This window comes from Pseudomonas pisciculturae (genome assembly GCF_015461805.1).
Taxonomy (GTDB): Bacteria; Pseudomonadota; Gammaproteobacteria; order Pseudomonadales; family Pseudomonadaceae; genus Aquipseudomonas; species Aquipseudomonas pisciculturae.
In genome coordinates this window covers 573,552-587,174 of sequence record NZ_JACVZE010000003.1, presented here as the reverse complement: position 1 = coordinate 587,174, position 13,623 = coordinate 573,552, and the positions used below count along the sequence as shown (strand labels likewise).

Here is a 13,623-nt window from a genome sequence, read left to right as displayed (position 1 = left end):
ACATCTGTGCCTGACACCCTGCAATCGGGAGCAAGCCCCCTCCCACATTTTGATCGTCGCAGGGCTTAATTTCGGCGACATCACAAAAAACCCGCTCGCAACCCCACGTCCCACCAGAAAATTCTTTCTGGTTATATAAACATTCTTAAATAGTATTTTTAAGAATATCCGCGCTTATCTACTATCGCCCTCACGCCACACGCAGTGCCGCCACTGCACGGCACGCACATTTCATTTCAGGAGCGAGACCATGAGCGCATCTCTACGTAGCGTCGACGGCCAGGACGAAGCAGCCATTTTGCGTGAGATCCAGAGCGCACTGCGCGATCTGCGGTTTGGCGCGGTGGAAATCACTGTGCATAACGCCCAAGTGGTACAGATCGAACGCAAAGAAAAATTCCGCCTGCAAAACCCGGGTAACAAACCGAGCTAAGCAGTAACGGCGATTCGCATGCTAGACCCGCACTTATAAGAAAAAGCCAACACCCCAGAATTTTCAGGAGCTTCTATGTCGTCGATTCGCCGTTACGCCCTGGCCGCCCTGGCCAGCGCCGTGTTTGCAGGTTCCGCTGTTGCCAAGGACTACGAGTTGCTCAACGTCTCGTACGACCCAACCCGTGAGCTGTACCAGGACTACAACGCTGAGTTCACCAACTTCTGGAAGCAGTCCCACCCGGGTGACACCGTAAAAATCCAGCAGTCCCACGGTGGTTCGGGCAAGCAAGGCCGCGCCGTGATCGACGGCCTGCGCGCCGACGTAGTGACCCTGGCCCTGGCCGGTGACATCGACGAAATCGCCAAACTGGGCAAGACCCTCCCGGAAAACTGGCAGACCCGCCTGCCGGACGCCAGTACCCCGTACACCTCGACCATCGTGTTCCTGGTGCGCAAGGGCAACCCTAAAGGCATCAAGGACTGGGGCGACCTGATCAAGAAAGACGTCTCCGTGATCACCCCGAACCCGAAAACCTCCGGCGGCGCTCGCTGGAACTTCCTCGCCGCTTGGGCCTACGGCCTGAAAACCGGTGGCAGCGAAGCCAAGGCCCAGGAATACGTGAAAGAGCTGTTCAAACACGTGCCTGTTCTGGACACCGGCGCTCGCGGCTCGACCATCACCTTCGTCAACAACGGTCAGGGTGACGTGTTGCTGGCCTGGGAAAACGAAGCGTTCCTGGCCCTGAAAGAAGACGGCGGCGCCGACAAGTTCGATATCGTCGTGCCGTCCCTGTCGATCCTGGCCGAGCCGCCAGTGGCTGTCGTCGACAAGAACGCCGAGAAAAAGGGCAACACTGAAATCGCCACCGAATACCTGAAGCACCTGTACAGCCCGGCTGGCCAAGAGATCGCGGCGAAAAACTTCTACCGCCCACGTGATGCAAAAGTGGCCGCCAAATACGCCCAGCAGTTCCCGAAACTGGACCTGGTGACTATCGACAAAGACTTCGGCGGCTGGAAAACTGCCCAACCGAAATTCTTTAACGACGGTGGCGTGTTCGACCAGATCTACACGGCGCAGTAAGCCAAAGTACCTGTAGGAGCCTCGCTTTTCTGTGGGAGCTGGCTTGCCTGCGATAGCATCACCAAGGTGTGACTGACACACCGAGGTGTCTGCATCGCGGGCAAGCCCGGCTCCCACAGAAAGCGCGCTCCTACAGTGGTTTCTACCCTTTAACCAAGGACTCTTATGTCGCGTCGTATCTCCCCCGTCATACCCGGCTTCGGGCTGACGCTGGGCTACACCGTGGTGTACCTCAGCCTGATCGTACTCATCCCGCTGGCGGCGATGTTTGTACACGCCGCTCAACTCACCTGGGATCAGTTCTGGAACATCATCTCCGCCCCGCGCGTGCTCGCGGCCCTGAAACTGAGCTTCAGCACCGCGCTGTACGCCGCGTTGATCAACGGCGTGATCGGCACGCTGCTGGCTTGGGTGCTGGTGCGCTACACCTTCCCCGGCCGCAAGATCATCGATGCGATGATCGACCTGCCGTTCGCCTTGCCAACTGCTGTAGCCGGTATCGCCCTGACGGCGCTGTACACGCCTAACGGCTTCGTCGGCCAATTCGCCGCCGACCTGGGCTTCAAAATCGCCTACACCCCGTTGGGCATCACCCTCGCGCTCACCTTCGTCACCTTGCCGTTTGTGGTGCGCACGGTGCAGCCGGTACTGGCCGATATCCCCCGGGAAATCGAAGAAGCCGCCGCCTGCCTGGGGGCCAAGCCGTTGCAGGTGTTCCGCTACATCCTGGTGCCGGCGTTGCTGCCCGCCTGGTTGACCGGTTTTGCCCTGGCGTTTGCCCGTGGCGTGGGTGAGTACGGCTCGGTGATTTTCATCGCCGGCAACATGCCGATGAAGACCGAGATTTTGCCGCTGCTGATCATGGTCAAGCTCGACCAATACGACTACCGCGGCGCAACCTCCATTGGTGTGCTGATGCTGGTGGTTTCCTTTGTCTTGCTGCTGCTGATCAACTTGTTGCAGCGGCGCATCGAACGTCCATAAGGAGGCGCGGAACATGTCCCAATCGTCTATTTCCGCCGCGTCCTCGGCCAATGCTGCCCGTCGTGGCAGCGCTGTGTCGCGACGTATCCTGATCGGCCTCGGCTGGCTGGTGTTCGTGCTGTTCCTGCTGTTGCCGCTGCTGATCGTGGTGACCCAGGGTTTGAAGAACGGCCTCGGCGCGTTCTTCACCGCAATCCTCGAACCCGATGCACTGTCGGCGCTGAAACTCACGGTGATCGCCGTGGCGATTTCGGTGCCGCTCAACGTGGTGTTCGGCGTCAGCGCCGCCTGGTGCGTGAGCAAATACTCGTTCCGTGGCAAGAGCATCCTGGTGACGCTGATCGACCTGCCGTTCTCGGTGTCGCCGGTGATCGCGGGCCTGGTCTACGTGTTGATGTTCGGCGCCCAGGGCTTTTTTGGCCCGTGGTTGCAAGACCACGACATCCAGATCGTGTTCGCCTTGCCCGGCATCGTGCTGGCGACCATCTTCGTCACCGTGCCGTTCGTGGCCCGTGAACTGATCCCGCTGATGCAAGAGCAGGGCACCCAGGAAGAGGAAGCAGCGCGCCTGTTGGGTGCCAATGGCTGGCAGATGTTCTGGCACGTGACCGTGCCGAATATCAAATGGGGCCTGATCTACGGCGTGGTGCTGTGTACCGCACGGGCCATGGGTGAGTTCGGCGCGGTGTCGGTGGTGTCCGGCCACATTCGCGGCGTCACAAACACCCTGCCGCTGCACGTCGAGATTCTCTATAACGAATACAACCACGTTGCCGCGTTTGCGGTGGCCAGCCTGCTGCTGATCCTGGCGCTCTTCATCCTGCTGCTCAAGCAGTGGAGCGAGAACCGTATCAACCGCCTGCGCAACAGTGCCGGTGAGGAATAAGTCATGTCGATCGAAGTCCGTAATGTCAGCAAGAACTTCAACGCCTTCAAGGCCCTGAACAGCATCAATCTGGATATCCAGAGTGGCGAGCTGGTGGCGTTGTTGGGCCCGTCCGGCTGCGGCAAGACCACCTTGCTGCGCATCATCGCAGGCCTGGAAACCCCGGATGACGGCAGCATCGTGTTCCACGGTGAAGACGTCTCCGGCCACGACGTGCGTGATCGCAACGTCGGGTTTGTGTTCCAGCACTACGCGTTGTTCCGCCACATGACCGTGTTCGACAACGTCGCGTTCGGCCTGCGCATGAAGCCGAAAAACCAGCGCCCGAACGAAAGCCAGATCGCCAGCAAAGTGCATGAGCTGCTGAACATGGTGCAGCTCGATTGGCTTTCCGACCGCTACCCGGAACAACTCTCCGGTGGCCAGCGCCAACGTATCGCCCTGGCCCGCGCCCTGGCGGTTGAGCCTAAAGTGCTATTGTTGGACGAACCTTTCGGCGCCCTCGACGCCAAGGTGCGTAAAGAACTGCGCCGCTGGCTGGCACGCCTGCACGAAGACATCAACCTGACCTCGGTGTTTGTGACCCACGACCAGGAAGAGGCCATGGAAGTCGCCGACCGTATCGTGGTGATGAACAAGGGCGTGATCGAGCAGATCGGCTCACCGGGTGAAGTTTACGAAAACCCGGCGAGCGATTTTGTGTACCACTTCCTGGGCGACTCCAACCGCCTGCACTTGGGTGAAGACAAGCACGTGCTGTTCCGTCCCCACGAAGTGTCGCTGTCGCGTCATGAACTGGAAGACCACCACGCCGCCGAAGTGCGCGACATCCGCCCCCTGGGTGCGACCACCCGCGTGACCTTGAAGGTAGAAGGGCAGAGCGAACTGATTGAAGCCGAAGTGGTGAAAGACCACGACAGCCTCACCGGCCTGGCCCGTGGTGAGACCTTGTTCTTCAAACCCAAGGTCTGGCAAAAAGCCTAAACCTCACCCCATAACCCAATGTGGAAATGGGATCAAAATGTGGGAGGGGGCTTGCCCCCGATAGCGGTCTATCAGTGACAGGTGTACTGACTGATCCACTGCTATCGGGAGCAAGCCCCCTCCCACATTTAGACTTCGCTCGGCTTTAGAACGCGGCGTGCCACCGGCCCAGAGCGGTCTTCAATCTGCTGCTTGAGGTCATCCCGCAACCCCAGCAAAAACGCCACCTCCGCCACCACAAACAACGGCCCCACAATCAGCCCCGACACATCATCCACAAACGCGGGCTTCTTGCCTTCGTAGTAATGCCCGACAAACTGAATCACCCAGCCCACCACAAACATCCCGATGCCGCTGCTTAGCCACACCAGCGTGCTCTGCGCTGCCAGCACATGCCCGGCCCACACCGACAAACCCATCAACACGGTCATCAGTGCGCCCAGCGCCAGCTCAAGGCGCAGGTAGAACCACGCCGAAAACAGCGCAAGCAGCACAGCTGGCGATAGCCACAACCCACCCACGGGCCATTCGGGACGCGACAGCAACACCGCCACCGCAACCACAATCAAGGGGATGCCGATAAAGTGGCTGGCAATATTGCGCGGGTCGCGGTGGTAGGCGGCGTATTGGCTGAGGTGGTCGACGAGGCTTTTCATTGTTATTCCTCCTGTAGGATGTTTGATCATGCCCTGTCAGCCTTCGCCTAACTGTCAACTGGGCGACACTCTGTGGAGTTCTCATGATCGCGTCGAAATGGCACGCCCGGTTGGTCGCCGGCCATTGGTTCAGCCACTTGCCCATTGAGCTACAGCGTAGTCTGCTGGCGGCGGCGCGGTTGCGCTCGCTGACGGCTGGAGAGTACCTGTTCAAGCGCGGCGACCCGCCCTGCGGCCTGTATGCCGTGCTGGAAGGTGCGGTGCGGGTCAGCGCGGTGAATGCCCAGGGCAAGGAAGCGGTATTGAGCCTGGTCGAATCACCCTACTGGTTCGGTGAAATCTGCCTATTCGACAGCTTGCCGCGTACCCACGATGCATTGGCGATGGGGCCTTGCACGCTAGTGCAGGTGCCGCAGGCGCAAATGCTCGAAATTCTGGGTGAGCAACCAGTGTATTGGCGGGACATGGCACTGTTGATGAGCCACAAGCTGCGCTTGTCATTGATCAACATCGAGCAGATCAGCCTGATGAGCACGTCGCAGCGCCTGGCCCACCGGCTGCTGATGATCGCTGAAGGCTACGGCGAAATCGCCCAGGCGCGCCGCGTCTTGCAGTTGCCGCAGGAAGACCTGGCGGCGATGTTGGGCCTGTCGCGCCAGACCACCAACAGTCAGCTCAAGACGCTGGAACAGCAGGGCATCATCGGCTTGAGCTACGCGGCTATTGAGGTGCTGGACCTGCAACGCCTGCGGCAGGCCGCAGGCGTCGGCGGTTGAACTACGAACCGCGATACGTGGAAAACCCATAAGGGCTGAGCAACAGTGGGATGTGGTAATGCTGGTCGGCCTGCTTGACCTGGAAAATCACCGGCACCTCAGGGAAGAACGTCTCGCGGCCCGCTTTTTTGTAGTAATCGCCGGTCTTGAACACCACGCGATACTCACCCGGCTTCATGCTGCGGTTGGCCGGGAACAATTCGGCGATGCGGCCTTGCTGATTGGTAACGCCTTCAGACAGCGACTGCCATTGATCGCCCACCTGTTGCTCCAGAGTGACGCTCACACCGGCAGACGGCAGGCCGTTTTCCAGGTTGAGCACGTGGACGCTCAGGGGGTTGCCGTCCGCCAGTGCCAGGTTGCACAGGCCACTCAGGCTGAGGGCGGCGAGGGTCATGCTTAAGGTTTTCATTGAGAAGTCCTTTCGAGGAGGGATCAGCGGGTAGTTTTCAAGCCCAATTGCTCGGCCGCCTGCACGGCGCAGGCTTCATCCTGCGCAGCGCCGCCGGCACCGGCGATGCCCAGCGCACCGACCAGTTCGGCATCGGCAAACAGCGGCACGCCGCCGCCGAGCAACAGCAACTCGGGCAAGCTGTTAAGGTTGGCCGCTTCGGGGTTGTTGCGGGCGCGCTCGGCAAACAAGCGGGTCGGGGTTTTGGTCGACAGCGCGGTGTATGCCTTGCGTTGGCTGGCGACGCTGTTGTGCGGGCCCACGCCATCGGCCCGCAGGCCCAGCAACAGGTTGCCGCCGCGGTCGAGCACGGTCAGTGCTGCGGTGCAGTGGGCCAGGCTGGCATCGGCCAATTGGCGCGCGGTGCGCAGATCAAGCTCGGCGTGACGTGGCAGTTGCGGCGTCGCCTGGGCGGCAGTGCAGAAGGCGAGACTCAAGAACAGGGCAGTGCGATACATGGTGAAGGCTCCATAAAGCAGGCCGTCACGGTAGCCAGCGCACGGGGTCAGAAACCGCACAATTTGATGACAAAGTTGTAATCAAACCACGAGGTAAGGCATGCAGGTGTTGTTAGTGGAAGACCAGCCCCAACTGGCGCAGCGCATGGCCCGGGGCCTGAGTGAGGCGGGTTTCACCGTAGAAGTCGCGGCCAATGGCATGGCGGCGCTGCGGTTTGTTGAAAGCAGCGAATACGACCTGGTGATCCTGGATGTGATGTTGCCTGGCTTGAACGCCTGGAAATTGCAGCAGGCGATTCGGCACAAAGGCGACACGCCGGTGCTGTTTTTGACCACGGCGGATGGGATTGAAGACCGTCTGCGTGGGTTGGAGCTGCATGAGGATGATTATTTGCTCAAGCCGTTTGAGGATAAGGCGTTGGTGGTGCGGGTGAGGAAACTGCTTCGGCGTGGGCGGTGACTGGTAGGGCCTCATCGGGGGCTTGCCCCCGATGAGGCCCTTCCAGCCGCCACAAATCCCCTACCTCAACCCCTCCCGAAACTGCCCCGGCGTCATCCCCGTCCACCGCTTGAACGCCCGGTTGAAACTGCTGGTATCAGCAAACCCCAACAAATGACTGATCTCCGCCAATGAGCACTGCGGGTCTCGCAAATGCAACAACGCCAAATTCTCCCGGCACTCATTGAGCAACGCATCAAACCTGCACCCCTCATCTGCCAAATGCCGTTGCAAGCTGCGCAAACTCAAGTGCAGCTCCTGCGCGACGCGTTCGGCACTGGGTTCACCATCGGGCAACTGCGCTTCAATCACTCGCCGCACTTTGCGCTCCCACGTCAGTGGTTGCAGCTGGGCGAGGGTGCGCTTGAGCACGGTTTCGTTGTGCTCGACCAGCTCCGGGTTGGCGTCGTCCAGGTGGCTGTCGAAGTCGCGGGCGGCGAACTCCAGGCGGTCTTCCTGCGCGCCAAAAAACACCGGTGCGCGAAACACCGTGTGCCACGGCGTAGGGTCGGCGGGTTCCGGGCGCCTTAGATACACGGCCAACGGCGCATAGTCGCGGCCCAGGCGGTTGCGACAGGTGCGCACATAAATCGCCGCAAACGCATCAATGGCTTCAAACGCCGGCGCCGGGCTGCCCGGCGGTTGCAACAGGCGAAAGCGGTAACGCTCGCCGTCGCCCATAAGCTCCAGCGTCAGTGCATCGCTGACCACCTGGTGATAACGCACGATGCGCTCGAACACCTCCCGCAGGCTGCCGCTGGCCACCAATGCATACCCCAGCGCATGAAACGTGGTGGGGCTCACAAACCGCGATACCCGCAAGCCGATCGCCGGGTCGCTGCTGGCCTGCACCGCCAATTCCCACAGGCGTGTGGTGGCAGATAGCGGGTAGCGCGCATTGGGGTTGTCCATCTGCTGCGGATCGAGCCCGGCTTGCAGGCACAGCGCCGCGCTGTCGAGGCCCAGGGCGTCGAGCTGCTTGCGCAGGGCGCGGGTCCAGCTGGCAAGGGAGGTGGGTTCACTCATGTCGATTGGCGCTTGCGGTCAACAGGTTGGCGTCCGGGGCTAGCGTCCTGCCAGATCGCTTGGGGCAGGATGAACGCATCGATAAACAGAGGATGTGATCATGGACGGTACTTCTGCAAGTCCCCAGCAGATGAACGCGCAACAGCGTTCGGCGCATATCCGCGAAGTGGTGCTGGCCGAAGGCGTGCGCTTGCGCCAGCAACACCCCTGGCTGCTGCATCAGGATGCGTTGGGCGCGGGCATCCTGGCGTTTGCCTTGCTCGGGATGATCGGCTCGGCAGCGCTCTATATCACCGGTCACATGGCGTGGTGGGTGTGCTTGTTGCTCAACGCATTCCTGGCCTCGCTGACCCACGAGTTGGAACACGACCTGATCCACAGCATGTACTTTCGCAAGCAACGCCTGCCCCACAACCTGATGATGGGCCTGGTGTGGCTGGCGCGGCCGAGCACCATCAACCCGTGGATACGCCGCCACTTACACCTCAACCATCACAAGGTGTCGGGCACCGAGACCGATATGGAAGAACGCGCCATCACCAACGGCGAGCCATGGGGGTTCGCGCGGTTGTTGATGGTAGGCGATAACGTCATGTCGGCGTTTATCCGCATGCTGCGGGCCAAGACCTGGAAGCACAAATTCAGCATCCTCAAGCGCTCGCTGCTGGTGTACGCACCGCTGGCGCTGCTGCATTGGGGCGCGTGGTATGTGTTCCTTGGCTTTCATGCGGCCAATGGCATCGCCAGCCTCTTGGGCGCGCCCATCGAGTGGTCAGCCGGTACCTTGCAGATGATGCAGGTGATCGATATCGCTGCCGTGGTGATCATCGGCCCGAACGTGTTGCGCACGTTCTGCCTGCACTTTGTCAGTTCCAACATGCATTACTACGGAGATGTGGAGCTGGGCAACGTGATCCAGCAAACCCAGGTGCTGAACCCCTGGTGGATGTGGCCGTTGCAGGCGTTTTGCTTCAACTTCGGCAGCACCCACGGCATCCACCATTTTGTGGTGAAGGAACCGTTCTACATTCGTCAGATGACGGCCAGGGTCGCGCATAAAGTGATGGCCGAGATGGGTGTGCGTTTCAATGATTTCGGGACGTTTGCGCGGGCCAATCGTTATGAGTGTGGGGAGCAGGCTCGGTTGGCGATAAACCATCCTGCCCCTAGATGATGCTTATTCGCCTGTAATCAGCAGGCAGGTTTGCGCCTTACAGCCTCGAGCGTGCGAGAGTGTTACAAATCGGATAGCGGCTCCGCGGGTTTTCGTGGCGATCGTCAGGGGGGGATTTTTCGTATCTTCGACCCGCAAGCTTGCTCCCGGCAGAACCACGGTAGTCCATTTCCCCTGAACAATATCCAGCGGGGTCTTGGTTTTGTTCACGACTTCTATGAAAGAACCTTCGACCGCGGGCGAGACGGGCTCGGCCTGGGCTAACAGAGGCAGCAAAAAAAGGGCTATTGAAGGGATGAAATGGGGCAGGGCAGTCATGGGCACTCTTCCTGAGTAAATAGAACCAAAAAACGTTGAGTCGATACAATGAACCCCATCCGGGTGCCTTTTTCAGCCATCGTAGGGCGGGGGTGTCATTGGCAATCTTGAGGCTAAATGGCAATGCTTGCGTATTGCTTATCTACCGCCACCAACGTTTCAATCATTCTCCAGGCCGCGGGCGACAAGCGATACCCGGCGCGGTGGATGATTCCGCAGTGGTTGTTCAGGCTGTCGAAGCTCTGCGGCACATTGCGCCAATGCAGTGCCACCAGTTCTCCAGTGGCGAAGCCATCGACAAACGCTTCGGTAGCTCCAAGACCAATCGCATCGGACTGCATCACGATGGCTGCCAATGCCGAGAAGTGTTCCAGCTCAATGGCTGACGAAAAGTTGATACGCCCACTCAGGTTGGCCAACAACTTGCGAGCTCCTGGGGGGATCAACGGTGTGGCCAGCGGGTATTCGAACAGGTCATTGGTTGACACGCTGTCCTTGGCCAGTAAGGGGTGCCCGGCGCGGCAGAAAAACTGGTTGCGCCGGCGGGTTAGGGGTTGGGTTTGAAAGTTCGGATCGGCCTCGAAGTGGCGTATATCGGCGACAAAAAATTCGATTTCTTCGCGGCTGAGTTTGTGCCCCAGTTTTTCCCAGTTATCCACCACTAAACTACTGCGCACCCTAGGATGTGTGCCGATGAAATGTGCTATCGCTTGGGGCACCAGATTTACTGCCGCCACCACATCGCTGCCAAATAGGAGTTCACCGGCGTCGAGCTTGCTCATACGCGTGACTTCATGGCTCAGTAACGCAGCGCCCTGCACCAGGCTCAGGGCATGTTGCAGCACCACCTGGCCTTCGGGGGTAGGGCGCAGGTCTTTGTGGGCGCGGTCTACCAGTACGCAACCGAATTCCTGCTCGAGGCCCTGGATACTGCGGCTGAACGCCGGCTGCGTGATGCCCATGGCGTCGGCGGCGCGCACGAAACTGCGGTGCTCGTTGAGCGCGATGAAATAGCGCAGTTGGCGAAGATCCATGGGGCGCCCGGCGTCCAAGAGGGGAACCGGGATTTTAAGGGGCGTGCTTATTCCGTCAATGAAGCATGTTTGTTTTATGTAGATCTTAAATGCATATCTATAGAGCGGGTGCCGTGCGGTAGGTGGCGGGGCTGAACACGCGGGTCACTACCAGCATCGCTACCGCAGTCACCGCCAGCAACACCCAGGCACTGACAAAGCTACCGGTGAGCTCACGCAGCCAGCCGGTCATCCACGGCGAAACCGCATTGATCAAAAAGCCCACGCCTTGCACAAAGGCCGCCAATTGCCCGGCTTGTCGCGGGTCGCGGTGGTGGTCGAGGGTCAGCAGCAGGCTCAGGGCAAAACACGCCCCCAGGCCAAAGCCGCATAACGCCACCCACAGATGAGGGAATTGCAGCGGGGCCAGGATCAGCCCGAGGTAGCCCACGGTCTGCGCCAGCAGGCTGATACCCAGCAGCGGACGGCGGTCGACGCCGCGCTGCGCCAGCACCGGCATCAGCAACGCGGCGATCACCTGGAAGATCGTCATGAACGCCAGCAACGAACCGCTGGGCAATACGCCCCAGCCCAGTTGCTGGTAAAACGCCGGCAGCCACGCCACCAGGCTCATGTAGCCGCAGTTCACCAAGCCGAAATACAGCGCCAGCAACCACGCGCGGCGGTTGCGCAGGCCCTTGAACGCGGGGGTTTCTTTTGCGCTCTTGGCCGCCCCCAGTGGTAACCAGGCCCACAACAGCAGTGCCCCCAACGCCGGCAACAACCACACGCCCAACCCCGCCTGCCAATCCTTGAAGTGCGTAGCGACCAACGGGCTGAACAACGCCGCCAAACCGCCGCCGGCCATCAGCGAGGCCGAGTACACCCCCATCGCCACCGGTACGCGGTGATGGAATTCGCGCTTGATCATCGCCGGCACCAACGCCTGGATCAGCGCCACGCCGGCACCCCCCAGCAGCGCCGTCACCAGCAGCGTCGAGCCTTGGCCCATCAGCCAGCGTGCCAGACACGCCAGCAGAATCATCATCAGGCCCAACGCGATGCCGCGCCGTTCGCCCAGTTGCGCTTCGACGCGCACACCCACCAGCGCCACCAGGCCCATGCAAATTACCGGCAGGCTGGTAAGCAGGGCACTGCTCTGGAAGCTCAGGCCGGTGGCCAGGCGGATTTCACCGAGCAAGGGGCTGATGGAACTGAGGATCGGCCGCAGGTTCAGGCCCAGCACCACCAGCAGGCCCCAGCCCGCGAGGGATTTATTGAGGGTCATGCAGGGTTTTCCAGTGGTGATAGAGCGCGGTCACGGCGGCGTCGGGCAGATGCTGAATCGGCAAGCGCTGTTCGCTTAAGGGCAAGCCGACCTGTTGGCCGATTGCCGCCGTCGACAGGCCGAAGGGCTCGGCCATTTCATTGCTGGCCGCAAACACCACCCGCTCCACGCCGCACAAGTACATGGCGCTCAAGCACATCGGGCAGGGTTGGCCGCTGGCATAGATCACACAGCCGTCCAGGCGCGCGCCAAGTTGCTGGCTGGCTTTACGAATCGCCAGCAGCTCGGCGTGAGCGGTGGGGTCTTGGGTCAGGTGGATTTCATTCACGGCTTCGACCAGCACTGCGCCGCTGCGCGTCAGCACAGCGCCGAACGGGCGGCCGCCTGCGGCGACATTAGTGCGCGCCAAGGCGATAGCGCGTTGCAGGTGTTGCTGATCATCGCTCATCAAACGTCCTCGGGCCGGATGGAGCGTGAAGTATGAGCAGCCGCTAAGGTATTCTGAAATTAAATATAACCATGCCAACCAGTGGCAAATGAAATGGTGAGCGCCATGTTCGACCCTGTGTTGTTACGCAGTTTTGTGGCCGTAGTGGATTGCGGCAACTTCACCCGCGCTGCCGAACGCCTGCACCTGACCCAATCCACGGTCAGCCAGCAGATTCGCCGTCTGGAGGATGTCGCGGGGTGCCAACTGCTCGACCGTGACCAGCGTCATGTGGTCGCCACCGTTGAGGGTGAGCGCCTGCTGGCCTACGCACGGCGCATCCTGGCCCTGCATGAAGAAGCGGCCGACGTGTTGATCAACCAGCAAAGCGACGGCGTGCTACGCCTGGGCGTGCCGGAAGACTTTGCCTCCGAGCGCCTGATGCCGTTGCTGTCGGCATTTGTGCGGGCTTTTCCACGCGTACGTTTGGAAGTCACCAGCGGCCTCGGCCCGGAATTGCAGCGCCAGTACCGCGCCGGTGAGTTTGACGTGCTGCTGGTCAAGCAGATGGGCGACAGCGATGACTGCCTCGCTTCCTGGCCGGAGCCGCTGTGCTGGGTGGACAGCCGCAGCACGCCATCCCTGAGCCGCGACCCGCTGCCATTGGTGGCGTTTCCGGTGGGCGGGTTGTACCGCAATGAAATGCTGCAACACCTGGAGGTTGCGGGCTGGCGCTGGCGTATCGGCTATTCCAGCGCGAGCCTGGCCAGTGTGTGTGCGGCAGTGGCGGCGGGGTTGGGCATCAGTTTGTTGCCGCTGCGAGTAGTGCAAGCCGGGCATGTGGTGCTGGCTGCGGACAGTGGCTTGCCCGTGGTGCAAGGCGTGCGGCTGGCGTTGTATGCCCGCAGTGGTTTGGGGGAGGCGGGGCAGTGTCTTCAGAGCGAACTGTACGATTTATGCGCAAACAGCCCCGTTTAGTCATGCCTTTACTGAATATTTTATATGCCTGAAAAGCATTGAAAAATCACGCCTCGTCTACACACCACGTAGACCGTGGGCCTGGCGTTTCTGGATGTTTCATTTATTCAATTTAGGTCTATGTATAACTTCAAAGATTACTTTAAGAGATAAGCGTCTGGCCCCGATGATTCAGCCCTCGACGGC

17 protein-coding genes are annotated in these 13,623 nt (G+C 60.4%); 9 read left to right on the top strand and 8 right to left on the bottom strand.

Translation table 11 applies throughout. The annotated features are described in order from the left end of the window. Nucleotides 1-250 precede the first annotated feature (250 nt). The 5 genes from oscA (at nucleotide 251) to ICY20_RS11565 (ending at nucleotide 4,373) form a co-directional block, all read left to right on the top strand. Nucleotides 251-433, top strand: coding sequence for a sulfur starvation response protein OscA (oscA, locus tag ICY20_RS11585; RefSeq protein WP_003170956.1), 183 nt, complete (start codon nucleotides 251-253; stop codon nucleotides 431-433). A 75-nt stretch (nucleotides 434-508) separates the two neighbouring features. Next, nucleotides 509-1,519: a sulfate ABC transporter substrate-binding protein gene (locus ICY20_RS11580; RefSeq protein ID WP_095014237.1), complete on the top strand. Its 1,011-nt coding sequence runs from the start codon at nucleotides 509-511 to the stop codon at nucleotides 1,517-1,519. 165 nt (nucleotides 1,520-1,684) lie between these two features. Continuing rightward, complete coding sequence (gene cysT, locus ICY20_RS11575) at nucleotides 1,685-2,503, top strand: sulfate ABC transporter permease subunit CysT (RefSeq protein WP_017736173.1); 819 nt, start codon at nucleotides 1,685-1,687, stop codon at nucleotides 2,501-2,503. A 13-nt stretch (nucleotides 2,504-2,516) separates the two neighbouring features. Then, nucleotides 2,517-3,389, top strand: coding sequence for a sulfate ABC transporter permease subunit CysW (cysW, locus tag ICY20_RS11570; RefSeq protein WP_169379036.1), 873 nt, complete (start codon nucleotides 2,517-2,519; stop codon nucleotides 3,387-3,389). A 3-nt stretch (nucleotides 3,390-3,392) separates the two neighbouring features. Then, on the top strand, nucleotides 3,393-4,373 hold the full coding sequence (locus ICY20_RS11565; protein WP_159960752.1) for a sulfate/molybdate ABC transporter ATP-binding protein: 981 nt from the start codon (nucleotides 3,393-3,395) through the stop codon (nucleotides 4,371-4,373). A gap of 128 nt (nucleotides 4,374-4,501) precedes the next feature. On the opposite strand, the gene ICY20_RS11560 is transcribed toward ICY20_RS11565, so the two are convergent. Further along, entirely contained in the window at nucleotides 4,502-5,029 is a 528-nt protein-coding gene (locus tag ICY20_RS11560; RefSeq protein WP_194937521.1) for an Mpo1 family 2-hydroxy fatty acid dioxygenase, read from the bottom strand. Between the two features lie 83 nt (nucleotides 5,030-5,112). Here ICY20_RS11560 and ICY20_RS11555 point away from each other — a divergent pair, with 83 nt between their 5' ends. Then, nucleotides 5,113-5,805 (top strand): Crp/Fnr family transcriptional regulator, encoded by a 693-nt coding sequence (locus tag ICY20_RS11555; protein WP_194937519.1) that lies wholly within the window; start codon nucleotides 5,113-5,115, stop codon nucleotides 5,803-5,805. 1 nt (nucleotide 5,806) lies between these two features. Here the strand turns inward: ICY20_RS11555 and uraH are convergent, their stop codons facing one another. Beyond that, nucleotides 5,807-6,217 carry a hydroxyisourate hydrolase gene (gene uraH / locus ICY20_RS11550; RefSeq protein WP_122489353.1) on the bottom strand — a complete coding sequence of 137 codons (411 nt, stop codon included), beginning with the start codon at nucleotides 6,215-6,217 and terminating at the stop codon, nucleotides 5,807-5,809. A 23-nt stretch (nucleotides 6,218-6,240) separates the two neighbouring features. Beyond that, complete coding sequence (locus ICY20_RS11545) at nucleotides 6,241-6,714, bottom strand: GlcG/HbpS family heme-binding protein (protein WP_159960758.1); 474 nt, start codon at nucleotides 6,712-6,714, stop codon at nucleotides 6,241-6,243. Between the two features lie 100 nt (nucleotides 6,715-6,814). Between ICY20_RS11545 and ICY20_RS11540 the strand changes: the two genes are divergently transcribed. After that, nucleotides 6,815-7,174: a response regulator gene (locus ICY20_RS11540; RefSeq protein WP_194937518.1), complete on the top strand. Its 360-nt coding sequence runs from the start codon at nucleotides 6,815-6,817 to the stop codon at nucleotides 7,172-7,174. Between the two features lie 60 nt (nucleotides 7,175-7,234). Here the strand turns inward: ICY20_RS11540 and ICY20_RS11535 are convergent, their stop codons facing one another. Next, nucleotides 7,235-8,239, bottom strand: a complete 1,005-nt coding sequence (locus ICY20_RS11535) for an AraC family transcriptional regulator (protein WP_159960762.1) — start codon at nucleotides 8,237-8,239, stop codon at nucleotides 7,235-7,237. Nucleotides 8,240-8,339: 100 nt separating this feature from the next. Here ICY20_RS11535 and ICY20_RS11530 point away from each other — a divergent pair, with 100 nt between their 5' ends. Then, nucleotides 8,340-9,413, top strand: a complete 1,074-nt coding sequence (locus tag ICY20_RS11530; protein WP_159960764.1) for a fatty acid desaturase — start codon at nucleotides 8,340-8,342, stop codon at nucleotides 9,411-9,413. A 3-nt stretch (nucleotides 9,414-9,416) separates the two neighbouring features. Here ICY20_RS11530 and ICY20_RS11525 read toward each other — a convergent pair whose 3' ends face one another. The 4 genes from ICY20_RS11525 to ICY20_RS11510 all read right to left on the bottom strand — a co-directional run bounded on the left by ICY20_RS11525 (nucleotide 9,417) and on the right by ICY20_RS11510 (nucleotide 12,480). After that, complete coding sequence (locus ICY20_RS11525; protein WP_194937516.1) at nucleotides 9,417-9,731, bottom strand: hypothetical protein; 315 nt, start codon at nucleotides 9,729-9,731, stop codon at nucleotides 9,417-9,419. A gap of 113 nt (nucleotides 9,732-9,844) precedes the next feature. Continuing rightward, a complete protein-coding gene (locus tag ICY20_RS11520) occupies nucleotides 9,845-10,765 on the bottom strand; it encodes a LysR family transcriptional regulator (protein ID WP_159960768.1) in 921 nt (306 codons plus the stop codon). A 97-nt stretch (nucleotides 10,766-10,862) separates the two neighbouring features. Continuing rightward, nucleotides 10,863-12,032 carry a CynX/NimT family MFS transporter gene (locus tag ICY20_RS11515; protein ID WP_194937514.1) on the bottom strand — a complete coding sequence of 390 codons (1,170 nt, stop codon included), beginning with the start codon at nucleotides 12,030-12,032 and terminating at the stop codon, nucleotides 10,863-10,865. After that, nucleotides 12,019-12,480, bottom strand: a complete 462-nt coding sequence (locus tag ICY20_RS11510; protein ID WP_159960772.1) for a nucleoside deaminase — start codon at nucleotides 12,478-12,480, stop codon at nucleotides 12,019-12,021. Before ICY20_RS11510 ends, ICY20_RS11515 begins: the two co-directional genes overlap by 14 nt. 105 nt (nucleotides 12,481-12,585) lie before the next feature. Here ICY20_RS11510 and ICY20_RS11505 point away from each other — a divergent pair, with 105 nt between their 5' ends. Beyond that, nucleotides 12,586-13,437 (top strand): LysR family transcriptional regulator, encoded by an 852-nt coding sequence (locus ICY20_RS11505; protein WP_194937513.1) that lies wholly within the window; start codon nucleotides 12,586-12,588, stop codon nucleotides 13,435-13,437. The last annotated feature ends 186 nt before the right edge of the window (nucleotides 13,438-13,623 follow it).